Annotated in this window: 24 protein-coding genes and 1 tRNA gene; 12 read left to right on the forward strand and 13 right to left on the reverse strand. The window is 54.9% G+C overall.

Annotated features, from left to right (window positions below):
* The first annotated feature begins 200 nt into the window (after positions 1-200).
* The 4 genes from ACP3TA_RS23330 (at position 201) to ACP3TA_RS23345 (ending at position 3,282) form a co-directional block, all read left to right on the forward strand.
* Entirely contained in the window at positions 201-1,127 is a 927-nt protein-coding gene (locus ACP3TA_RS23330; RefSeq protein ID WP_206196224.1) for a formate/nitrite transporter family protein, read from the forward strand.
* Positions 1,128-1,256: 129 nt separating this feature from the next.
* Positions 1,257-1,331 (forward strand) — tRNA-Arg (locus ACP3TA_RS23335).
* 435 nt (positions 1,332-1,766) lie between these two features.
* Entirely contained in the window at positions 1,767-2,372 is a 606-nt protein-coding gene (locus ACP3TA_RS23340) for a hypothetical protein (RefSeq protein WP_046687572.1), read from the forward strand.
* A 25-nt stretch (positions 2,373-2,397) separates the two neighbouring features.
* Entirely contained in the window at positions 2,398-3,282 is an 885-nt protein-coding gene (locus ACP3TA_RS23345) for an MBL fold metallo-hydrolase (protein WP_122016653.1), read from the forward strand.
* A gap of 213 nt (positions 3,283-3,495) precedes the next feature.
* On the opposite strand, the gene ACP3TA_RS23350 is transcribed toward ACP3TA_RS23345, so the two are convergent.
* From ACP3TA_RS23350 to ACP3TA_RS23375, 6 genes are all read right to left on the reverse strand, one after another.
* Positions 3,496-3,693, reverse strand: coding sequence for a beta-propeller fold lactonase family protein (locus ACP3TA_RS23350; RefSeq protein WP_052752698.1), 198 nt, complete (start codon positions 3,691-3,693; stop codon positions 3,496-3,498).
* A 16-nt stretch (positions 3,694-3,709) separates the two neighbouring features.
* Entirely contained in the window at positions 3,710-4,126 is a 417-nt protein-coding gene (locus tag ACP3TA_RS23355) for a lactonase family protein (RefSeq protein WP_261989800.1), read from the reverse strand.
* Between the two features lie 150 nt (positions 4,127-4,276).
* A complete protein-coding gene (locus tag ACP3TA_RS23360; protein ID WP_069100768.1) occupies positions 4,277-4,537 on the reverse strand; it encodes a hypothetical protein in 261 nt (86 codons plus the stop codon).
* 19 nt (positions 4,538-4,556) lie between these two features.
* A complete protein-coding gene (locus ACP3TA_RS23365) occupies positions 4,557-5,357 on the reverse strand; it encodes a helix-turn-helix domain-containing protein (protein ID WP_047574208.1) in 801 nt (266 codons plus the stop codon).
* Positions 5,358-6,056: 699 nt separating this feature from the next.
* Positions 6,057-6,278, reverse strand: a complete 222-nt coding sequence (locus ACP3TA_RS23370) for a hypothetical protein (RefSeq protein WP_033643922.1) — start codon at positions 6,276-6,278, stop codon at positions 6,057-6,059.
* A gap of 1 nt (position 6,279) precedes the next feature.
* Positions 6,280-7,251 (reverse strand): YrzE family protein, encoded by a 972-nt coding sequence (locus tag ACP3TA_RS23375; RefSeq protein ID WP_046687574.1) that lies wholly within the window; start codon positions 7,249-7,251, stop codon positions 6,280-6,282.
* A 227-nt stretch (positions 7,252-7,478) separates the two neighbouring features.
* Between ACP3TA_RS23375 and ACP3TA_RS23380 the strand changes: the two genes are divergently transcribed.
* From ACP3TA_RS23380 to dsdC, 3 genes are all read left to right on the forward strand, one after another.
* On the forward strand, positions 7,479-8,975 hold the full coding sequence (locus ACP3TA_RS23380; RefSeq protein WP_160204464.1) for a PAS domain S-box protein: 1,497 nt from the start codon (positions 7,479-7,481) through the stop codon (positions 8,973-8,975).
* A gap of 134 nt (positions 8,976-9,109) precedes the next feature.
* Positions 9,110-9,361: a CsbD family protein gene (locus tag ACP3TA_RS23385; protein WP_033643925.1), complete on the forward strand. Its 252-nt coding sequence runs from the start codon at positions 9,110-9,112 to the stop codon at positions 9,359-9,361.
* A gap of 451 nt (positions 9,362-9,812) precedes the next feature.
* Positions 9,813-10,742 (forward strand): DNA-binding transcriptional regulator DsdC, encoded by a 930-nt coding sequence (gene dsdC, locus ACP3TA_RS23390; RefSeq protein ID WP_033651984.1) that lies wholly within the window; start codon positions 9,813-9,815, stop codon positions 10,740-10,742.
* Between the two features lie 11 nt (positions 10,743-10,753).
* Here dsdC and ACP3TA_RS23395 read toward each other — a convergent pair whose 3' ends face one another.
* Genes ACP3TA_RS23395 through ACP3TA_RS23405 form a run of 3 tightly spaced genes read right to left on the reverse strand, consistent with a single transcriptional unit; the run spans position 10,754 to position 12,320 of the window.
* Positions 10,754-11,056 carry a hypothetical protein gene (locus ACP3TA_RS23395; RefSeq protein ID WP_042785132.1) on the reverse strand — a complete coding sequence of 101 codons (303 nt, stop codon included), beginning with the start codon at positions 11,054-11,056 and terminating at the stop codon, positions 10,754-10,756.
* 3 nt (positions 11,057-11,059) lie between these two features.
* Positions 11,060-11,983: a DMT family transporter gene (locus ACP3TA_RS23400; RefSeq protein ID WP_046687576.1), complete on the reverse strand. Its 924-nt coding sequence runs from the start codon at positions 11,981-11,983 to the stop codon at positions 11,060-11,062.
* 46 nt (positions 11,984-12,029) lie between these two features.
* Positions 12,030-12,320 carry a hypothetical protein gene (locus tag ACP3TA_RS23405; protein WP_033643929.1) on the reverse strand — a complete coding sequence of 97 codons (291 nt, stop codon included), beginning with the start codon at positions 12,318-12,320 and terminating at the stop codon, positions 12,030-12,032.
* Positions 12,321-12,716: 396 nt separating this feature from the next.
* Here ACP3TA_RS23405 and ACP3TA_RS23410 point away from each other — a divergent pair, with 396 nt between their 5' ends.
* Positions 12,717-13,868: a porin gene (locus ACP3TA_RS23410; RefSeq protein WP_025303743.1), complete on the forward strand. Its 1,152-nt coding sequence runs from the start codon at positions 12,717-12,719 to the stop codon at positions 13,866-13,868.
* Between the two features lie 57 nt (positions 13,869-13,925).
* Here ACP3TA_RS23410 and mltB read toward each other — a convergent pair whose 3' ends face one another.
* Entirely contained in the window at positions 13,926-15,014 is a 1,089-nt protein-coding gene (gene mltB / locus ACP3TA_RS23415) for a lytic murein transglycosylase B (protein WP_426784444.1), read from the reverse strand.
* 279 nt (positions 15,015-15,293) lie between these two features.
* Here mltB and ACP3TA_RS23420 point away from each other — a divergent pair, with 279 nt between their 5' ends.
* The 3 genes from ACP3TA_RS23420 to ypdK all read left to right on the forward strand — a co-directional run bounded on the left by ACP3TA_RS23420 (position 15,294) and on the right by ypdK (position 16,900).
* Positions 15,294-15,746, forward strand: coding sequence for a DUF805 domain-containing protein (locus tag ACP3TA_RS23420; RefSeq protein WP_033643931.1), 453 nt, complete (start codon positions 15,294-15,296; stop codon positions 15,744-15,746).
* An 83-nt stretch (positions 15,747-15,829) separates the two neighbouring features.
* On the forward strand, positions 15,830-16,267 hold the full coding sequence (locus ACP3TA_RS23425) for an antitoxin HicB (protein ID WP_033651988.1): 438 nt from the start codon (positions 15,830-15,832) through the stop codon (positions 16,265-16,267).
* A 558-nt stretch (positions 16,268-16,825) separates the two neighbouring features.
* Complete coding sequence (ypdK, locus tag ACP3TA_RS23430; RefSeq protein WP_099782600.1) at positions 16,826-16,900, forward strand: membrane protein YpdK; 75 nt, start codon at positions 16,826-16,828, stop codon at positions 16,898-16,900.
* A 58-nt stretch (positions 16,901-16,958) separates the two neighbouring features.
* On the opposite strand, the gene ACP3TA_RS23435 is transcribed toward ypdK, so the two are convergent.
* From ACP3TA_RS23435 to ACP3TA_RS23445, 3 genes are all read right to left on the reverse strand, one after another.
* Entirely contained in the window at positions 16,959-17,483 is a 525-nt protein-coding gene (locus ACP3TA_RS23435; protein ID WP_033643933.1) for a cytochrome b, read from the reverse strand.
* A 111-nt stretch (positions 17,484-17,594) separates the two neighbouring features.
* Positions 17,595-18,824 (reverse strand): alanine transaminase, encoded by a 1,230-nt coding sequence (gene alaC / locus ACP3TA_RS23440; RefSeq protein ID WP_033643934.1) that lies wholly within the window; start codon positions 18,822-18,824, stop codon positions 17,595-17,597.
* A 119-nt stretch (positions 18,825-18,943) separates the two neighbouring features.
* Positions 18,944-19,483, reverse strand: a complete 540-nt coding sequence (locus ACP3TA_RS23445) for a GNAT family N-acetyltransferase (protein ID WP_033643935.1) — start codon at positions 19,481-19,483, stop codon at positions 18,944-18,946.
* A gap of 168 nt (positions 19,484-19,651) precedes the next feature.
* Here ACP3TA_RS23445 and ACP3TA_RS23450 point away from each other — a divergent pair, with 168 nt between their 5' ends.
* Positions 19,652-20,896 carry a DUF1479 domain-containing protein gene (locus ACP3TA_RS23450; RefSeq protein WP_426784445.1) on the forward strand — a complete coding sequence of 415 codons (1,245 nt, stop codon included), beginning with the start codon at positions 19,652-19,654 and terminating at the stop codon, positions 20,894-20,896.
* Positions 20,897-20,960 lie beyond the last annotated feature (64 nt).

Raw genomic sequence — 20,960 nt, forward strand, 5'->3', positions numbered from 1 at the left:
GCGAATCATAGCATAAGCCTTTCTCCACACGCAGCCCGCGGCGGGCGCGCTGGGGGCCAATATGGCGAGCAGGATCAAGAATGCGTGGAAAAAATCGGCGGATGTTAACTCTTGTTACCTTTTTCTGTATTTCGCCGCATTTAGGCCGGGCAACTACGCTTAATGACGTGAACTCACCCTTATTGAGCAGGAGCGACAGCATGAACGAACAGCAACGCCAGGAGCACGAGCCGGATGAGACAATGCAGGTAGAGAGCGAAGAGCAGGAACAGGGCAAACGCGAAATCGAAGTCAGGGAAGAGAATCTGCCGTCGCGCGCGGCGGCGGTGCATGAACAGATCCGGATGGAAGGCGAAAAAGAGCTGGAGCGCGACGGGCTGGCGCTGCTGTGGTCGGCGATCGCCGCCGGGTTGTCGATGGGCGCCTCGCTGGCGGCAAAAGGCATTTTCCATGCCCGCCTGCCGGACGATCCCAGCCGCTTTTTCATTGAGAACCTCGGCTACACCTTCGGTTTTATCATTGTCATCATGGCGCGCCAGCAGCTGTTTACCGAAAACACCGTCACGGCGGTATTGCCCATCATGCATAAACCCACGCCGCGCAACCTGCTTATCCTACTGCGCCTGTGGGGCGTGGTGCTGCTCGGCAACCTGATCGGCACCGGGCTGGCGGCGCTGGCGTTTACCCATATGCCGCTGTTCGACGCCGAAACGCGCCGCGCCTTCATCAGCCTGGGCGAAGAGGTCATACGCCATACGCCGGGAGAGATGTTCGCCAACGGCATCCTGGCCGGCTGGATCATCGCCACCATGGTGTGGATGATCCCGGCCGCCGGTGCAGCGAAAATTTGGGTGATCGTGCTGATGACCTACCTGGTGGCGATTTGCGATCTGACCCATATCGTGGTCGGTTCGGTAGAGATCCTGTATCTGGTGTTCAACGGCGCGATGGGATGGCAAGCATTCGTTTACCCATTCGCCCTGCCGACGCTGGCGGGCAACATCATCGGCGGCACCTTTATCTTTGCGCTGATAAGCCACGCGCAAATCCGCAACGATTTGAGCGCCAAAAATAAGGCGGCGCGCCTGCAAGAGGAAAAACGGCGCCACGGCGGGGAAAAACCGTGATCGCCGTCGGTTAGCCGAGGAAATTTCGGCGCGAACTGGCGAGGTATTGAGCAAACGCGCCGCTAAGCGCTTATTCTGCGGGTAAAAAAAGGTATAATGCCCCGGCAGCTTCGGTTGCCGGTCCGCAGCGTCCCCGTAGTTAAACGGATATAACAAGCCCCTCCTAAGGGCTAGTTACTGGTTCGATTCCAGTCGGGGACACCATTTTTCCTTACCTCTTGCCGGGCTATCGCCACTGTGCCACTGTGCCACTGTGCCACTCATCGTGCACCGTCCCCTAAAGCCCTCCATAGAAATTCATCGACCAAGACTAACGAAAGAACCATTAAAACCACATATAAATTCACGGTAAAAATCACCCCAAAGAATAAATTTAGCTAAAACATTAAAATTTTAAATTAATTAACGAATTAACCATAAAAAGCATAAATTAAATAAAAGTTAAGTTTCACCCTCACGATAAAAAACAGTCAAAAAAACAAGAAAACATATAAAAACCAAATTAAATAGCAAGTAGAAACGCTCGCGATAAAATTAAAGACTTAATTTAGAAAAACCGAATTGTTTAATTGAAAAAAAACGCCCTGCTGATATATTCCCGAAATACATCATTTCCCCTTAAAAATCATTGGTATTTAAATGTCGATAAAGAAAGGACTCATTGGCTGGCTTGGCGCATTCCTGGCCTTTGATATCAGCATATTGGCTTCAGTCATGATACAGCAAGTCTCGTTATCGGAAAGTATAGAAATAGCCAAAATAGCCAGTACATTCTTAGCTCCTCCCTTATTACTTCTGCTATCTACGGTTATCCCGCCGGACGCCAAGGCGTCACTCGCCTTCTGGCGGTTTAAGTATGCCTTGCCGGGTCACAGGGCATTCAGTAAATATATGTATAGTGACAATCGTATTGATGAGCGATGGCTACAAGAAAATATAACCCCCTTGCCTTCCACTGCCAGAGAACAAAACGTTGAGTGGTATAGAATTTATAGAAAGCATCATAAAGAAGAAGCCATTCAGGATATCAATAAACGCTTTCTGCTTTTTCGCGATCTGGCGACAATATCGTTTTTGTTCCTCATTATTCTGCCAGTGATCTTGCGTGCTACTCATACGGAAGTGACGATCTGGCCGATCATCATCGTCTTTCTGATTCAATACCTCATGAGCGCAATCGCCGCTCAGCAGATGGGCATCCGCTTAGTCTGCACGGCGCTGGCCATTGAGGCTTCGAAGAAATAATCATTCTCAGGAATAAGGAAAGTCCATGTCATTAATAAAAAGCTTCTCCGTCAGCAATGGCGATATGTTCTATATTAGGCATAACACCGATAATTTTACGATCATTGATTGCCATATCAACCGCGATAATGCAGAGAGCATCATCGCAGATATAAAGAAGCAGGCTGCCGACAAGGGAATAAGCCGTTTTATCAGCACGCATCCGGATGAAGACCACTTCGGCGGAATTGAGCTTCTTGATGCCGCATTCAAGATATACAACTTTTATGTAGTCAAGAATAAGGCCATCAAAGCGGAAGAAACCGTTTCCTTTAAAAAATATTGTGAATTGCGAGATGGAGATAAAGCATTTTATATTTCAAAAAACTGTAAACGTAAGTGGATGAACCTTAGCGACGAAGCAAGAAAAAGCGCAGGCCTGTCTATTCTTTGGCCAAAAACAGACAACCCGCATTTTACTGACGCATTGAACGCCAGCGAGCGCGGCGAAAGTTACAATAACATTTCTGCTGTTGTCCGCTATAAACTGAACGATGGTGCAAGCGTGATGTGGCTAGGAGATTTAGAAACTGAATTTATGGAAAATATCGTCGATGATATAGAATTACAGGAAACCACCGTTGTTTTCGCCTCTCACCATGGCCGAGATTCGGGGAAAATCCCTAATTCCTGGCTAGATAAGATTAAACCCAAAGTGATCATTATCGGCGAGGCTCCCTCTCGTCATTTGCATTACTATACGGGTTACAAGACAATTACACAGAATCGTGCCGGTGATGTCACTATGGAGTGTGTCGGCCGTAAAGTTCATTTCTATGTTTCCTGTAAAAATTATCAAAATGATAAGTTTGATAACGAATATGCTGACAACGTAGAACTAGGGCGCTATATCGGTTCAGTTAACATATAATACTAATCATCGTCTCTCTTAAACCTTACAAGGAGGGGCTATCCCCTCCATACATTTCCGGCCATTAATGTAACATCTTTCAAGGAGCCCTTGCGCCTAAATTATTAGGCAATAGCACATAGTACGTTGACGGCTTTAATCCAACGCGATGCAAATAACGCATTCCCTCTCTCTAATAAACACGCCGCCAGAGACTTAAGCCCCCGATTGACACTAATTAAAAAACTTAATATCCGTCGGGGTAGAGATCGTCGCGGCCTCTCCCCTGGCCTTCAACTCCCCCGAATCATCATCGAAATCGAACAGCATAACGGTATTAATGAACACATTCGTAACATAGAGAGAGTGGCTGGCGGCATCGAACGCGAACGCGCGCGGTTCAATATCGCCGGCCTGATAGCGCGTCGACATACCCGGCAGGCTATCCTCAGCAATTTTTAATACCCGTAGTTGGTTTTCGGTACCGCAAATTGGTGGCAATAAGATACCTGCCGCTCGGCCTAAGAATAACGGCTCCACCGCTTTTCGCCTCCTCCGAATCGAGGCTGCCGTTCAGTTTCACTTTCCCTCTCAGAGTCAATCGATTGTCGTTAACGGTAATCGCCTCGATCTCGCCCACCATTTCAGTGATGACATACGCATATTCGCCTTCTGGTGATAACACCATGTGCCGTGGACCAGCGCCGGTTACAAAACCGGCATCGCATACAGTACCTGCTTGCAACGGCTGCGTGTTATCCGAGCGATAGCGATAGGCGTCCAGTTTGTCCCCATCGATATCTGCCGCGTACAGATGTTTACCATCGCGGCTGAACGCGGTGGAGTATGCATGCCTCTCCCCCAACGCCCCTGTACGATGCCGTAACCAGGTATGAACGGATAATGTTGCACACGTTAAACCAGTTTACCGTAGCTGCAAATCAGCAGCGCCGCCAGACCTGAAACGCCTTGACTGCAGAGTCGTTGGCGGCAACCAAAAACTTGCCATCCGGGCTCAGTGTGGCATGTATAGGATATCGGCCGACGCATTTGAAATATGTATCCAGGCACCGACTACTGCGATTGGCTGATGTTCCCAATTATTGGCCATCGCATTTCCTGAAAACATGAACAGAATAAATGCCAGCATGAATTGAATGGCCCGTTTCCCTAAACCGGCGACGATGATTCGGCCAAAGGCAGACAGCCTTAAATACAGTAGCAGGAGTGCGCGGTGCCGTTTATTCATCGAATCGGGGCGATTTTCTCTATCCATGACGTCTCCTTTTCCATCACTACGTCACAGGAATAAGTATATCGACATTGATAACCTTACTATTTGAACTTTCATCTCTATATAGCTCGATAAAGAAGCTTTCCCTCATTTTGACGTTGATAGCCGGCAAGTAAGCGTCATATATCCCCTCAAAAAAATTAACGTACTCAGGCAACTCGCCCATAAAGGGAATAACAATATATTTGCCCATTGGGATATAGAAGTTGAAGATGGAGTGAAAAACCGCCTGCTCCTTGCCGTTGGCATGGCATTTATTCCCCCTGCTTTTCTCTACATTATATGCCCCCCAATTTTTGCTTAGCCGTTTCTCATTAGTCTGCGCAATATCATTGGCATCTCTGTATTTCCTTATAGAATGGAAAATTAATGTTTTGTAATGCTTCAGCATCTCGATGTCATCCGGCATGACCGTATGATAGAAATAGGGTTTATTATCGTTGCCGTACGGGGGGATCTGCGTGGAAAAATCCCATCCCCGGCTGTTTCTAAAGCTGTTGGGCGTTTCGCCAAAGAAACGTTTGAATGCCCGGGTGTAGCATTGCTGAGAGGCAAACCCCGATGCCAAGGCGACATCCAATATGTTCCCTTGATGCTGTTTGAGCAAGACAGCCGATCGGCTCAGCTTTCTATTCCTGATATACGTCCCGAGCGTAATGCCAAAATAATGCTTAAACAACCGCTGTAAATGCCATTTAGAGTAACCCGAGATAATTGAAACCTTCTCAACCGAAAGCCCCTCCACAATATTCTTTTCCATATACTCCAACACTTGTAAAAGAATATCTCTTCTGTAATCCATGTGCGCTCCTTGCATTTATAAAAGCCGTATCCTTTTCATTAAAATCGTTAAGCGAAGAAATTAAGTCATTAAGATTAATCCTAAAAAATCACGCCCTCTTCTTTTTATTCTCACACCCTCCAAGAGGTCATTATATAAATAACTGAAAATGATCATGTTATATAAATCCACCCACAAGAAAATCGAAAAACAAAATTTAACGGCACAAAGTGCATCTATTGAAGGAGCACTTGCGCCGCCACTGAGAATCACACTTTCTGTTAAATTTTTTATCTTAAAGTGTTTTTTATCGCATCAATTGCATGGCAGAATAGGAATTTCATCATCAGAAATTAAATCGCATTTTATAGCCTTGATTGTTGATAACACTTATTGCAGCTAATGGGTAAAGCCTGAGCCGTGGCTAAGGAAGCTGAGAGGAATAAACGCAAAGCCTGAACATCAGGCTTAATAATCACGTGTCGCAACAGTGAGTTTCTTTTTTATCTTTCCCTGCACAGAAAAAGCGGATGCATCAACAAATCATGTTAGAGGTCATATATTGCCTTCCCGTCCCGGGGGCATTGATGCTCCCGCACCGCGCCAGCCTCTCCGCCGTCAAGCGCCAAGCCGATACGCGCCATAGTTTGTTACCGTAACCGCCCGCTCCTCAAAAAAAAGCCCAGCACGCAAAGCTGGGCTTTTCATCCAATGAGCGGATTAGTCCGTCAGGTTGTCGATCTCTGCCGCTCTGTGCTTACGCAACAGATACAGCAGCAAGGACACCCGTCGCTCGGTCCGTTCCGGGGTATCCGGCGGCAAGTTATAGCGCAAGGTGTAGCGCTCGTTGTTCTCGTTGCAAAAATCGATGACCAGTACGGGCGCGGACGCTCCCGCCACTTTTCGATAATTCAGCGAGATGCACGACAGGTTTTTGCCCATCTCAACTCACCGTGACGGTACGGCGGGTTGACTCGGCAATTCGCCCCACGCCGGCGCTCAACGCAGCGCCCAGCAACAGTATCAGCAGTGAGCCCCACGCGGCGCGAGAGAGTTGCTTGGCCGCTTCATCAGCCGCTTCACGCGCTTTCTGCTCGGCCTCGGCCTTGAGTTTTTCCACCTTCTGCACCGCCTGCTGATAAGCCTGGGCGTAGTTATCGACGATTTGGCTCGCTTCATCACGGCTCTTGCCGGTGCGTGCCGCAACAATATTTACCAGCGCGTCCTTATCGGCGGCGCTCAACGTCGGCTCACCGGACTGCTTAACGCGCTCGAACCACTGCTTAAGCTCGGTGGCGGCCTGCGCCGGATCGGCCGCGGCATCCACCGCCGACTGTTTGCCGTCGGCGGCCGCCCGATTGGCTTTCTGCTCCAACCGAGCCGGATCCAGCTCCGGCTTACCGGTCTGCTTAAGCGTTGCGTTCAACTGGCTTTCCAGGTTTCCCCAGTCCAGGCTGATGCCATTTTTATCCAACTGTTGCTTCAGGCTGTCGCCCACGCTTGGCGCCGCCGCCGCCAGGCCGCTGCCCGCCAGCGAGAGCCCTTTGCCAACCGCGTTGCCAGCCAGCCCCACCACGCCGCTTGCCAGCGACACCATCAACCAGGTGGTCAGCAAGGTGGTGATCGCCCAGCTCAACAGGCCATGCAAGCCGCCGCGATTCGGCGCGGTGCGGCCGGCGACGAACGCGCCTGCGGCCAACGACGCCAGCGTTGAAACCAGCAGCCAGATCCCGGTGCTGGTGCCAAATCCGCTCAGCGGGTTGCCCTTTTGCATCATATCCACGGCCTGGGCGCCGATCGCCGTCCCCAGCACGCTGAATATCAGATAAGTCACCAGCGCCACGGCACTCCCGGCCAATATCGAGCCCCATGACACCTGAAACGCAAAGCGATTTGATTCATAGACAGTGGTCATCGTTGTTCCTTATATTTTCTGGACAAGTGATTGCACGCACGGCAGAAAACCGCGCAGACAAATTCAGTCTGCCGCGCGACATCATCGGCCGTCCCGGTTCATTTGCACCAGAACGCCTGGTGCATTCACACCCTGCGAATACGCACGTTATGCACTAAGCTGCTCAGCGAGTAGCGTAACCCGCGGCCCCTAGAGAGGCCGCTCCCCTTCTGTCTAGCGGAGAACACATGAGCCAATCCGTCTTGGCCAGCGAAACCAACCGCGGCCACCTGCAGCAAATCATCTCCGGCTTGTCCGACGGCGTGATCCTGACGGATACCGATCAAACCCTGCTATGGGCCAACGAGGCCGCGTTAGCCATGCATGGCGTGAGCCACCAGCAAGCCCTGGGGGCCAATGCCGGCGAGTACGCGGCGCGTTTTGCCCTGCGCTATCGCAACAACCATCCGCTGGCTTTGGAGCAGTACCCTTTGAACCGGGTTGCCGATGGCGAGACCTTCACCGATGTGGTGGTGGAAGTTCGCCAGGTCGACGATCCGGACAGTTTCTGGGTGCACCGCCTGCGGAGCCTGATCGTCACCGATCCGCAGGGGCAGCCGGAGCTGCTGGCGCTGATCATGAGCGACGCGACGGAGTGGGCCAGCGCCGAACAGCGCTTTGAAAAAACCTTTAACGCCAATCCGGCGCCGGCGGTCATCTGTCGGCTCAGCGATCTGCGCTACGTCAAGGTCAATCAAGGGTTCCTTGATATGACCGGTTACCAACGTGAACAGGTCTTGGGGCGTTCGGTTTATGAACTGGACGTCCTGCAACAGGCCGAGCATAAAGAGCTGGCCGTGCAGCGCCTGGGGGAAGGCGCCACCATTCCGCAGATGGAGGCCGAGCTGAAACTGCCCGACGGAGGCAGCAAGCTGGTGGTGGTTGCCGGTCAACCGTTGGACATCAATGAAGACGACTGCATGCTGTTCACGTTTACCGATCTCGAACCCCGGCGCCAGGCTGAATCGGCGCTGCGAGAAAGTGAAGAGCGGTTCGCCAAATCTTTCCGCCTGAGCCCGGTGCCAACGCTGGTGTGCACCGCAGACGGGCGGCGCGTGCTGGATGTTAACGAAGCCTTCACCCGCGCTATCGAATACGACGCCGAAGCCTTGGTCGGCAAATCGGTCGACGAGATCCCGGTTTTTGACGATCCCGAGGCGGGCAGCCGTTTGTTTGCCGCCCTGGAAAAAACCGGCAATGTCGAAGGGATGGACATCCGGGTGCGCAAGAAAGGGAGCGAGTTAATCGACTGCGTGGCCTCGGCGGATGCCGTCAGCATCCATAATGCGCCCTGCTATCTGTTGGTGCTCATGGACATTACCGAACGCAAGCGCTCGGAGCTGGAGCTGGTGAACGCCATCGAGGAAGTGATGCAGGACGCCTCGTGGTTTAGCCAAACCCTGATCGAAAAACTGGCTAATGTGAAAAGCATCAATCGGTCCAACCAGACCGGGTTTGCCGCCAACGATCTCACCCCGCGCGAGCGCGATGTGCTGGGTTTGATCTGCGAGGGACTGCCGGACAAGAAAATCGCGGCGCGCCTCAATCTGGCGCTCAACACCATTCGCAATCATGTCGCGACGGTCTATTCCAAACTCGGCGTGCACAGCCGCAGCGAAGCCATCGTATGGGCCAGAGAACGCGGGCTGTTTACCGGCGGACCAGCCTCGATGAATGGCAAGTAGCCTGCAAATGCACTAGCCATACCGATGCAAACGCCCCTTATGAGCACCGAGTGAAGTGCATAACATGGCGGTGCAAATGCAGGCTTTCGCCCTGTGCGAACGCCAAACGGATCGAACCTAAGGAGCGCATCATAATGAACAGCGAAAAAGCCAATGGCATGATGGAAAAAGTGGCGGGCAAAGCGCAGGAAATCGCGGGCGACGTCAGCGGCAACGAACGTTGGCAGGCCGAAGGCGTCACGCGCCAGGCAGTGGGCGCGCTGCAAGAAAAATACGGCGACGCCCTGAGCTGCGCCGGCAGCATGATGAAGAAAAATCCCCTCGCCGCGTTGGCACTCGTTGCCGGCGCAGGTCTGTTGGCCGGCCTGCTGCTGCGTCGCCGTTGATGGGCGCCGACGAGCAAACCACTTTTCCCTGAATGCCGTGTCCGGTGGGCAGCCACCGGGCACGGTTCTTTGCCAGGCGGGGGATTGCTGCCTCCCTCTCGTTGGCATCCGGGCTTAACGCATGCTCTGCGTCGCCATGCCACGGATTATTATGGCGAAACCATTCTATCCCGCATGGAACATGAGCCTTTATCGTTCAGGCTGTCGCACACCGCCTTTACTCGCTGCTTAACGGCACCTCTTTTATTATATTCGTCCTATTGCTGATTATCATCGCCTCTCAGTCAACGCCCCCTGTGTCTGTTATTTCCGCGTGTTATGCCAGTAAGTTAATTTACCCTCAACATAACGAAATCCCTCGGCATAAAAACCGAATATATCAATCAGGCTGGGTTTATCCTCCGCACCATTAAATGTTAATATTGCCGGATTATGCGCACGGAGAAATAGCATGTTCCCCAGTAAAAAACATTCGCAGCGGGCGACCCCGCTGACCAGCTATCAATTTTCCAGGCTGCATACTTTCGAATGCGTCGCCCGTCATTTATCTTTTGCGCTGGCGGCACAAGAATTGTCGATCACCCCCAGCGCCGTGAGCCACCGCATTAATTTGCTCGAAAAGGAATTGGGGTTTCTGCTATTCCAACGCTTTCATCGCAGAATTACGCTGACGCCGGAGGGCGAGCGCATGCAATGGGCGCTGGACAGCTCCTTCAACACCTTGAATCAGGAAATCCTGGACATCAAAAATCGCGAGTTGACGGGGACCTTGACCCTCTACTCGCACCCGTCCCTGGTGCAATGTCTGCTGCTGCCGCGCATCGGCGATTTTATCGCCCAGCACCCCACCATTCACCTCAACATTCTGACCGGGCAGGAAATCATCAACCTGGCCAACCGCGGCGTGGATCTGGCGATGTACTTCGGCAAACTGCGCTCGGGGCGGCATCTGGAAGAAGCCTTTATGCAGGAATCGATGGTGCCGATCTGCACGCCGCAGTACGCCGCCGCACACAATCTGTATGATGCGCCGGAAAACCTGGCTCACTGTACGCTGCTGCACGATCGCTACAACTCCGGCGAAGATGAGTGGCAAACCTGGTCACAACACTTTGCGCTGGGGCTGGATACCGACAGTAAAAGTATGGAGTTCGACCGTTCCGATCTCGCGGTGCTGGCCGCTACGCGGCACCTTGGCGTCGCCATGGGGCGGCTTAATCTGGTGCAGGACTGGATCAAAAGCGGCGAGCTGATCATTCCGTTCGCCGATATGACCGTGCCCTGCGAACACTGCTATTTTACCTCGACCATCTCCGAGCGGCAGTGGCCGAAGATCCTCGCGTTTAAGCAGTGGATCATGAAAATATCCCCTCTGGTCTGATGGCCAGAGGGTTATCGCCATACTTTGGGAGAATAAGAAAAATGCAACGCGCAGGCATAGAGCCGGCCGGCCTTTGAATAAGAGATATATTTGCGATTTTTATCCCAGGTCAGCAGGGAATTATTGGCAAAGTAATAAACCTCCAGCGGCATCCCGTTAGCCAATTTCGACCAACCTCGGCTTCTTATCACGGTAAAGTCACCGTTATCGCTGAGCGTAATCAACGGCACGCCCCAGGCATAGCGGGATATTTGCATCTGAATAATGAATTGGCTTTCGCAGCTTATTTGGTAATTCTGTACATCAACATCCATAATTTATATTTTTGGTGCCACCCTACGGTCAAAATAAATAAGATATGAACAACTCACCACGATTAACCCCAGCACGATCAGCACGGCACCCAATACAAACTCAATTTGCAGCGGCTCGCCGAGCATGACGACGCCGGCCAGGATGCCGAATACCGGCGTCATAAAGGTGAGAATGCCCAGCGAGGACGCCTGATAACGACGCAACAGTGAAAACCAGATCAGGTAACTGAAAAACGACACGATCACCGTTTGGAACAGCAGGCTGCTCCAGGCCACCCGGCTCAGAACGACGTGCAAATTGCCCGACGCTATCGCCAGCAACGACAGCAGCACGCAGGCGCCCGTCAACTGGAACAGCAGCGTCTGTTTAGCCGGGCACTCCGCCAGACGCGTGGTACGGATCACCAGCGTAGAACCGCCCCAGGCGATCCCCGCCAGCAGACCGTAGAGATCGCCCTTCAACCGAGCTGCAGCGCCGCTGCCCTCAGCCATGCCCGATATGGCCAACACCACGCCGCCAAAGGCGATGAGCATGCCAAGCCACTGCACCGACGACAGGCGTTCCTGGCGAATCAGAAAATGCAGGCCGAGAGCGGAAAACAGCGGCGCGGTATACAAAAACACCGCCATATGCGAAGCGCTGGTATAGCGCAGCCCTTCGGAGACAAAAAAGAACTCCAGCGCGAACAATGCCCCTACGCTCAAACCGGCGCTCAGCGTGGCGCGATCCCAGGTGAAGCACTCGCCGCGGCAGCGCGCCAGCAGGTAAACCCCCAGCGCGGCAAGACCAGAGCGAATGGCAATTTGCAGCACCGCCGACACATCCGGCTCGGCGGCCTTGATCGCCACCTGCTGCATTCCCCAAATGGCGCATAGCATCACCATGGCGGCGGCAGCCCTGCCGTCGATACCGATTCTTGCATTCATAATAGGGTTCCCGCCGCCGTTGAAATAATCACAGGCTGCCGTCGCGTTATTCTTTATACACCACGATTTCCTGATAAAGCTTAATAACTTCGCCATCGCTGTCGACGGAGTCGGTATATTCAGTTTGCTGCGCCAGGTGAATCACCTTCCAGCCTTTTCGCGCCAATTCCGGGATCGTCAGGCGCCCCACGCCGCGGCAGAAAAACAGAGTGTCGTCAGACAACCTTAGCTTACTAACCTCTGCATAATCATAAGCTTGAGAATGGCAGACGTGCGACTCCGCCGCCATCGCCGGTAATGAAAACAGCCCCACCAACAACATTAACAGGTTTCTCATGGCGACCTCCCAATCGCTTATTCCTGCCAACCGATTACGCAAAAATGCCTCACGTTAATACGGCGGTGACAGGCTGGAATTAATTATCTCTTGCATGGCTGAAATTACAGGCTGGGGTTGGTGACTGACAAATGAAAAATATAAACCTTGGCGTTAAATGAATTCATCCGAATCGAAGGGCATGAAAAGCGGCCCTTTTCACCGCACGAAATGGTCAAAAACCGGCCAATAATTAGCAAGAAAAGTAATTATTTATCTCACCGTTTATGTTACAAATGCCGCCCGCCGCTAAAACACCAAAAAAAACCGTCAAAATGCGTAAAAACGCAGCGTTCTGCGCAAAACATCGGCATGGCGGCGCTGATGTGACGGTCATACATAAAACAGGGATAACACATGGCAATGAAATTGCGCGTAGTGACTCAAGCGGTGGCGCTGGGTCTGGCGATCGGCAGCGCGTCGTTCGCCGCTCAGGCGGAAATCACTCTGCTGAAGCAAGACCCACAGGCCGGCGATCCGCTCAGCCGCCTGAACTTCACCGTTGGCGGCAGTATCCGTCCTCAGTTCAACAACATGACGGGCGACGGTGACAAGGGCTCGTACAAACGTAACGGCTTCGACGGCGGCACCCGTTTCCGTTTCGCGGCGGACTACTACCTGTTCGACGATATCAGCTGGATCAGCTACTACGAGTTGGGCGTGAACATTCCTGCGCTGTTTGACTGGGATCACCACTATGCCGACGGTGCGAGAAACACCAGCCGCCGTATGCTGTATACCGGCCTGAAAAGCAACACCTGGGGCCAGATGACCTTCGGTCAGCAGAACAGCGTTTACTATGATGTGGTTGGCGCCAAGACCGATATCTGGGACTACGACATGCTGGCCCAGGCACCGGGCAACGGCATCAATGGCGACTACGACGGCTCTTACCGTTCACGCAAAATGCTGAAGTACAAGAACCGCTTCGGCGATGCGGACGTTTATGCGTCGTACCTGTTCAGCGACAGCGACTACCTGCCGGGCAACGGCCTGCGTTATAAGCGCAAAGGCGGCGGCTCACTGGGTGTGGATTACCACATTACACAGGATCTGACCTGGGGTACCGCCTGGAACTACACCCGCGCCGAAATGCGCAACCCGTCCACCAGCGGTAGCAAGAGTTATGACCAGAACATTTTCGGTACCGCCATCAGCTGGAAACCGGACAACTGGACGCTCACCTTCGGCGGCGGTTACTACAACGACTTCCTGACCACCAAGAAAGCCGACGTCAATAATTACTTCGCCGGCGATGCGTGGGGTATCGAATACCTGGCCGGTTATACCGTGCCGGTGGGTCAGTATGCCGTGAAATCGGTGATGCCGTACTTCATGGGCGACCGCCTGGAATACATCAGCGGCCGCAACTATCAGCGCATCGACAACGGCCTCGGGGTGACCGTACAGTTTGACTACGGCTTCCGCGTTGACGTAGAGCACGTGCTGACATCGAGCACCGACAACCTCGGTGATATGACCGTGGTGCGTCTGCGTTACGATTTCTGATTGCTCAGAACGTAAAAAAGGCCGCGTAAGCGGCCTTTTTCGTTGATTGAAGCAGCGTCAGAAGCCGCCGCGCGCCGAGCGCCCTACCGCTTCGCCCAGTTGCCACACCGCCATGGCGTAGTGGGTACTGTGGTTGTAGCGGGTGATGGTGTAGAAGTTCGGCAGGCCGTACCAATACTGGTAGCCGGTGCCGACGTCCAGCCGCAGCAGACTGGCTTCCTGATTATCACCGAGCGATCCCTGCGGGCTTAGGCCGGCTTCAGCCAGTGCGGCGACCGAGTAGCGCGTCTTGAAGCCGTTTTCCAATCCCGGCGCCTGGCCGTTGGCCTGAATGGCGACCGGCTCGCCTTTAGACCAGCCGTGCGCCTTGAAGTAATTGGCCACGCTGCCGATGGCATCGACCGGATCCCACAGGTTGATATGCCCATCGCCGTTGAAGTCTACCGCGTAGCTTTTGAAGGAAGAAGGCATGAACTGCCCATAGCCCATCGCACCGGCGAAGGAGCCGCGCAACTCGAGCGGATCGTCACCTTCGGTGCGCGACATCAGCAGGAAGGTTTCCAGCTCACCGGCGAAGTAATCGGCGCGGCGCGGGTAGTCGAAGGCCAGCGTCGCCAGCGCATCGATAATGCGGGTTTTACCCATTACGCGGCCCCAACGGGTTTCCACGCCGATAATCCCCACGATAATCTCCGGCGGCACGCCGTACACCTGCCAGGCGCGCTGCAGCGCATCCTGATATTGATTCCAGAACACTACGCCGTTTTGCACGTTATCCGGGGTGATGAACTTGTTGCGGTAGCGCAGCCAGGAGCCATTCGGCCCGGTTGGCCACTGGGTAGACGGCGTCGGCGCCTGCCTGTCCATCAGCCGCAGCACCGAATCCAATCGCCGAGCCTGCGCCAGCACGTCGTGCAGCTGCTGCCGGTCAAAACCGTGTTCCTGCACCATCTTCTCGATAAAGCGCGCGGTATTCGGGTTATTGGCGAAATCCCCACCCAGCGGCGCGCCGCTGTGCGCCGGGCTCAGCAAAAAGCCGCCCTTTACCGGGGCGCTCTGCGGCGTAGCGGTGGTACTGGGTTTCGGCGTGCTGCTACAGGCAGCAAGCAAGGTAATCAGCGGTAAAAGCGCAACCAGGTGACGCATCGGATATCCATATAGCCATGCAAGAGATAAGTGGGAGTTATGTTAATGCATTGTTCAACGCGAACAAACAGGATTATGCCGCCAATGACCGCGTCAGGTAGCCAAACGTGCCAAATTGTGACGTTTTGCACGGGCAAAGAACGCCCGGTGCGGCCGCGCTGAATCTCAACCGCAACTAAATGAGAAAAGTTATCACCTTGACGCCCACGTTTGCCCCGATAAAATGCCCGACTGCTTGCCACCCGGCTATCGCCGCAATGATCACGACAATGGACTGTGATGGAATCTCTCGGACAACTCGCCAAAGACCTGTACCGTGGGCGCATCTCGCGCAAACCGTTTATTTTCTCGCTGGCGATCTTCGCCATCGGTATCGTGCTGCTGTCGTTTCTGTCGACCTATCTGGATAAAAACCATTTTCGCGCCCACGCGCACGGCGACGGCGCCGAATTCGTCTCGGTGCTGCTGTATCTGCTGTGCATTATGGTGTGGGCGTTGTTCTGTTTCGGCCTGGTCACGTGGTTCATGGCCAAAACCGCATTCCGACTCAACGATATCGGCCTGCCCGGTTGGGCGTTGGCCGTAGCGTGCTATGTTTGCTCGGTGCTCAACAACTACTCCCCCGGCCCGGTAGCGCGCTGGCTGCCGCTGTTCAGTCTGGCAGTCATGGTCTGCGCCCTGCTGTTGCCGCCCGACGGGCTGCGACGCAAGCCGCGTGAACAGACCGATTGAGCGCCATTCCGCTCAAGGCTATGGCTATCCGCCGGCCGTGCCGTCACAATAGCGCCTCATTCAGGTTTTAATCAGGGATCGCCATGTTCAGCCATTACTTCGCCCATTACGCCTTCGATCGCGACAGCGACGCCTGGCAGATCGGTTTTCGCGACTTCCCCGAGTGGCAAACCGCCTGCTATAAACGCGAAGACATCGAACTGGAGGCGCAGGAAAGCCTGTTGGCCGCCATCGCCGCCACGATGGATGAAGGTTTGCCCCTGCCCGCCCCTTCTCCTCTGCAAGCCGATGAGTTGAGGGTACACCTGCCGGCGCTGGTGGCGCTGAAAATCGAACTGCATAACGCCATGCTGCGCAAAAACACCGGTAAAGCGGCGCTGGCGCGCAAGCTGGGTTTCAACGGCGGGCAAATGGAGCGGTTGCTGGATATCGGTTACGCCTCGAAGGTGGAAGCGTTGGAGCAGGCGCTGTATCTGTTGGGCTACGACGTGCGCGTGACAATAAGTGAAGTTTGCCAATAAGTTAGCAACAGGTAAGCAAAATATTATCCGCAGGGGCTAAATTTTCCTCCATTTGCGCCGATGTGATCGTTACCTAATCCTCTGTCGCAACAACGAAGGCTAAAAATGGAGTGGAGTCGCCGTCATATTTGGGCCGTTATTCTGCTGTCTTGTCTCGTTTTTTGGGTCATTCTGGCGACCGGCATCAACGCCGTCGCCTGAGCGCCTGCCGCTGCATTGCTTCATCCCTTATTTTACAGCCCGCCACGGCGGGCTAGTTCCTGTCGCCCGCCGATAAAAAGCGTTATAAAACAGCGCACCCTGTTCAAAAAACAGCCAAAAATTGTGATCAAAAACACAGTATTGAAATCAGACCAGTATTGAGAGTACATTAGCGCCGATCCTGTCGCGGTTCGGATTTTACCTCACGGAGCATGAGGCGCGACAACCGGACAACCCGCGCGCGAGGACGTTGTTCTTTCGTTTGGAAGAACCCGCCCGACAAACAGGTTGCCCATAAAACACTCAGCACAACAATCGGGATCATTGCTGGCGAGGACTCCAGACAGGAGTTGTTCAGTGAAATATTTTTTGATGGGCGTGTCATTCATGCTGGTTGCCTGGGTTGGCACCTTCATGTTGATGGTTGCCTGACCGGGAACACAGCCAAAGGGACGCGCGAGCGTCCCTTTGTCGTTTCCGTCGTTCGCCGTTATTTGCCCGGCATCATGCGGCGCAGGGTGTCGTCCTTGCGCAGGTAGTGGTGATACAGCGCCGCCAGCGCATGCGCGCCAATGATAAAGTAGCCGATATTCGCCAGCGTCTCATGAACCGTTTTAACCAGCTTGCGCATCACCGGATCCGGCGTCACCCATTGCGGTACCGGCCACCCCAGTAAAGTCCACGATTTCCCGCCGTAGGCCAGGGTTAACACGCCCAGCAGCGGCAACATCAGGAATACCACGTACAGCAGCCAATGGAAGATCTTGGCGCCCACTTCCTGCCATTCCTCCAGCGGCGGCGTGGTCGGTGGCGTCGCGTGGAGGGTGCGCACCGCCAGCCGAATCAGCATCAGGGCAAAAACCGAAGCCCCAAAATTAAAGTGCAGATTTTTGACCAGCGGCGCCCACGCCTCCGGCACCGAATCCTTCAGCAACATCGCCGCGTAGGTGAGGATCACCATCAGCAGCGTCAACCAATGTAAAACGATTTGCGATCGCGCGTAGCGGTTGCTCATACACTCTATCCAAAAAATAAAATTCAGCGTAGTCGAGCATAATGGGGAAATAATGAAGAAAACCTTGGGACGGGAAAAAATAAGGCCGGACAAACGTCCGGCCTGACAGGATTATTTGGCGCCGCCGCCTTTGCCCGGCATCAGCAACCCGTCCGCGCGGAACATGGCCTTGATGCCGCGCACCGCCTGGCGAATACGGTCCTGATTTTCGATCAGCGCGAAGCGCACATGGGTATCGCCATAGTCGCCGAAGCCGATGCCCGGCGAAACGCAAACCTTGGCTTCCGCCAACAGGCGTTTGGCGAACTCCAGCGAACCGAGATGGGCATAAGGTTCGGGAATTTTCGCCCAGACGTACATCGACGCCTTCGGGTTTTCCACCATCCAGCCGGCCTCATGCAGCCCTTTCACCAACACATTGCGGCGCTGCCGATACTGTTCGGCGATATCGCGCACGCACTGCTGATCGCCTTCCAGCGCGGCGATGGCCGCCACCTGCAGCGGCGTAAAGGTCCCGTAGTCGTGATAGCTCTTGATGCGCGCCAACGCGCTGACCAGTTCGGGATTGCCGACCATGAAACCGATGCGCCAGCCGGCCATGTTGTAGCTTTTCGACAGGGTGAAGAACTCCACCGCAATGTCTTTCGCCCCCGGCACCTGCATGATCGACGGCGCTTTCCAGCCGTCATAGACGATATCGGCATAGGCCAGATCGTGGATCACCAGCACGTTGTACTGCTTGGCCAGCGCCACCACCCGCTCGAAGAAATCCAGCTCCACGCACTGGGCTGTCGGGTTGGACGGGAAGCCGAGGATCATCATTTTCGGGCGCGGAATGGTTTCGCGAATGGCGCGCTCCAGCTCACCGAAGAAATCCACGCCGTCCACCAGCGGCACCGAGCGCACCTGAGCGCCGGCGATCACCGCGCCGTAAATGTGGATCGGGTAACTGGGGTTCGGCACCAGCACGGTATCGCCGTGATCGAGGGTCGCCAGCATCAGGTGCGCCAGCCCCTCTTTCGAACCGATAGTGACGATGGCTTCGCTTTCCGGATCGATATCCACCTGATAACGATCGGCATACCAGCGCGAAATGGCGCGGCGCAGGCGCGGAATGCCGCGCGAGGTGGAATAACCGTGGGTGTCGTCGCGCTGGGCGACGGCGCACAGTTTTTCCACGATGTGCGGCGGCGTCGGGCCGTCGGGGTTACCCATGCTGAAGTCGATAATATCCTCGCCGCGACGGCGTGCGGCCATCTTCAGTTCGGCGGTGATGTTGAATACGTAAGGGGGAAGGCGTTCAATGCGCGTGAAACGGCGCTGTGGACTGTTATCAGCCATAGGGGATTCCTCGATAGACGTTAGCGCCCGGACCGTCCGAGCGACGCTGGCCAGCGAACTGACCGAATATCGAACATAGCGCAGCGCCGACGAGCTTGTCGATACCCTGCGCGATATTTTTATTTAGCGCTCTGAAACTCCGCCGCCAGCAGCCCGAACAGCCAGTCGTCGCACCACTGATCCGCCAGACGGTAGTTGTCGCGCAGCGTGCCCTCCAGCTGGAAACCACACGACTCCAGCAGGCCGCGCGAGGCGACGTTACCGGCGGTCACGGTGGCGGTCAGCTTGTGAAAACCGCAGGCGTTCACCGCAAAATCCAGCACCGCCCGCAGCGACTCCTTGCCATAGCCCTTGCCCTGCCCGGAAGGCAAACTCCCATATCCCACTTCCGCCTGCCGATACGGCGCCCAGTGCGGGCGAAAGCCGGTAATGCCCACCGCCTCTCCGCTGTGCTTCTCACGCATCACCAGGCACAGCCACTGGTCGCCGTGTTTGTCCCAGACCGGCAGGCGCTCCTCGAACCGTGCGCGGATCTCCGCTTCGCTGCGCGGATCGGAGATGTAACGGATCACCTCGGGATCTTGGTACAGGCGCAGAAACAGCGGCCAATCCTCGGCGGTTATCGACTGTAACTGCAGACGTTCAGTGACCAGCTTCATAAAATCTCCGAAAAACGAAAAAGAGGAACTTACGAATGAAAGATATCTCTTTATTTTCCCCGATTGGTTGCCGATAATCATTTACGTTAAAACCACAAAACCATAACGTCTTGCCCGATTCCCTACAACTGCCCGCCGCCGTTACCCACGCGGCATCAGGAGAACACCATGGCCTCTTTAGTCATCGACGATATTCCGCAGGCGATCGTTAACGTCAAGCGTCAGCTGCGCCAGGCATTGCCCAACTATCGCGACGTATTCCAGGCGCTGGAAGAGAACATCCGCGGCCAGGTCGAACAGATTCGCCGCGAACTGGCCGCCGGCCACAACCCGGTGCCGCAAATTGACGCGGAAGATATCCTGCAGCAGCGCGTCACTGAACAACAAAAAGCGCTGATCAAACAACGCGGCGCCTGCGCTATTCGCGGGGTGTTTCCGCGCGCCAAAGCCGAGGGCTGGAACCGAGAAATCGGCGATTACCTCGATCGCAACAACTTCGTCGAGCGATTGAAGAACGCCGCCGAAGACAACTATTTCGGCAAGCTGGCCGCCAGCAAGCCACAGATCTACGGCATCTATTGGTCAAAACCGCAGGTTGAAGCGCGGCAGGACGCGCGCATGCATGCGGTGCAGGTGTTCCTCAACAGCCTGTGGGCCACCGAAAGCAACGGCAAACAGCATTTCGATCCGACTCGCGTCGCCACCTACGCCGATCGCACCCGCCGCCGCCCGCCGAACTCCTCGTCGCTGGGCCTGTCGCCGCACGTCGACAGCGGCACCATCGAGCGCTGGCTGGACGAGAACTTCCGCTATGTGTATCGCCACGTCTTCTCCGGCGACTGGCAGCAGTACGATCCCTTCGCCGCCGACGGCCGCACCGAAGTGCGCGAGATAGCCTCTCCGGCGGTCTGCTCGATGTTCCGCACCTTCCAGGGCTGGACGGCGCTGACGCCGCAGCGCACCAACGCCGGCACGCTGAACCTGGTGCCAATCGCCAACGCCATGGCCTATGTGCTGCTGCGCGCGCTGCAGGACGACGTCGCCGATGACGATCTGTGCGATGCGGCGCTGGGTCGCGCGCTGTCGATCTCGGAAAAATGGCATCCCCTTTTATTAAGCGGGATTTCCCCTATTCCCGATCTGGAGCCGGGCGACACGGTCTTTTGGCACTGCGATGTGATCCACGCGGTGGAGAACGAACATAACGGCGAGTTCGACAGCAACGTGATGTACATCGCCGCCGCGCCGGGCTGCGAGAAAAACGACGCCTATCTGCAGCGCCAGCTGCCGAGCTTTATCGACGGCAGAACGCCGCCGGACTTCGCCCCCGACGATTTCGAGGTCGATTTCGAGGGCCGCGCCACCGTCGAGCTGCTGACGCCGCTGGGCAAAGCGCAGCTCGGGATGCGCTGACCGCCGCCCCCAGCCACGGGCCTCTCTCGCTGTGGTATACTGCCGTCATCCGTAGGCCGCAGCG

Origin of the sequence: Serratia sp. 2C06 (assembly GCF_050037615.1) — a bacterium.
Classification (GTDB): Bacteria; Pseudomonadota; Gammaproteobacteria; order Enterobacterales; family Enterobacteriaceae; genus Serratia; species Serratia ureilytica.

Coding starts and splice junctions, on each gene's coding strand:
- ACP3TA_RS23330 (WP_206196224.1), top strand. CDS start 201: ATGAACGAACAGCAACGCCAGGAGCACGAGCCGGATGAGACAATGCAG.
- ACP3TA_RS23400 (WP_046687576.1), bottom strand. CDS start 11,983: ATGAATGCAAGAATCGGTATCGACGGCAGGGCTGCCGCCGCCATGGTG.
- ACP3TA_RS23370 (WP_033643922.1), bottom strand. CDS start 6,278: ATGGGCAAAAACCTGTCGTGCATCTCGCTGAATTATCGAAAAGTGGCG.
- mltB (WP_426784444.1), bottom strand. CDS start 15,014: ATGCGTCACCTGGTTGCGCTTTTACCGCTGATTACCTTGCTTGCTGCC.
- dsdC (WP_033651984.1), top strand. CDS start 9,813: ATGTTCCCCAGTAAAAAACATTCGCAGCGGGCGACCCCGCTGACCAGC.
- ACP3TA_RS23450 (WP_426784445.1), top strand. CDS start 19,652: ATGGCCTCTTTAGTCATCGACGATATTCCGCAGGCGATCGTTAACGTC.
- ACP3TA_RS23420 (WP_033643931.1), top strand. CDS start 15,294: ATGGAATCTCTCGGACAACTCGCCAAAGACCTGTACCGTGGGCGCATC.
- ACP3TA_RS23405 (WP_033643929.1), bottom strand. CDS start 12,320: ATGAGAAACCTGTTAATGTTGTTGGTGGGGCTGTTTTCATTACCGGCG.
- ACP3TA_RS23445 (WP_033643935.1), bottom strand. CDS start 19,483: ATGAAGCTGGTCACTGAACGTCTGCAGTTACAGTCGATAACCGCCGAG.
- ACP3TA_RS23350 (WP_052752698.1), bottom strand. CDS start 3,693: ATGTCGACGCGCTATCAGGCCGGCGATATTGAACCGCGCGCGTTCGCG.
- ACP3TA_RS23365 (WP_047574208.1), bottom strand. CDS start 5,357: ATGGATTACAGAAGAGATATTCTTTTACAAGTGTTGGAGTATATGGAA.
- ACP3TA_RS23345 (WP_122016653.1), top strand. CDS start 2,398: ATGTCATTAATAAAAAGCTTCTCCGTCAGCAATGGCGATATGTTCTAT.
- ACP3TA_RS23435 (WP_033643933.1), bottom strand. CDS start 17,483: ATGAGCAACCGCTACGCGCGATCGCAAATCGTTTTACATTGGTTGACG.
- ACP3TA_RS23340 (WP_046687572.1), top strand. CDS start 1,767: ATGTCGATAAAGAAAGGACTCATTGGCTGGCTTGGCGCATTCCTGGCC.
- ACP3TA_RS23395 (WP_042785132.1), bottom strand. CDS start 11,056: ATGGATGTTGATGTACAGAATTACCAAATAAGCTGCGAAAGCCAATTC.
- ACP3TA_RS23375 (WP_046687574.1), bottom strand. CDS start 7,251: ATGACCACTGTCTATGAATCAAATCGCTTTGCGTTTCAGGTGTCATGG.
- alaC (WP_033643934.1), bottom strand. CDS start 18,824: ATGGCTGATAACAGTCCACAGCGCCGTTTCACGCGCATTGAACGCCTT.
- ACP3TA_RS23380 (WP_160204464.1), top strand. CDS start 7,479: ATGAGCCAATCCGTCTTGGCCAGCGAAACCAACCGCGGCCACCTGCAG.
- ACP3TA_RS23425 (WP_033651988.1), top strand. CDS start 15,830: ATGTTCAGCCATTACTTCGCCCATTACGCCTTCGATCGCGACAGCGAC.
- ACP3TA_RS23410 (WP_025303743.1), top strand. CDS start 12,717: ATGGCAATGAAATTGCGCGTAGTGACTCAAGCGGTGGCGCTGGGTCTG.
- ACP3TA_RS23360 (WP_069100768.1), bottom strand. CDS start 4,537: ATGGATAGAGAAAATCGCCCCGATTCGATGAATAAACGGCACCGCGCA.
- ACP3TA_RS23385 (WP_033643925.1), top strand. CDS start 9,110: ATGAACAGCGAAAAAGCCAATGGCATGATGGAAAAAGTGGCGGGCAAA.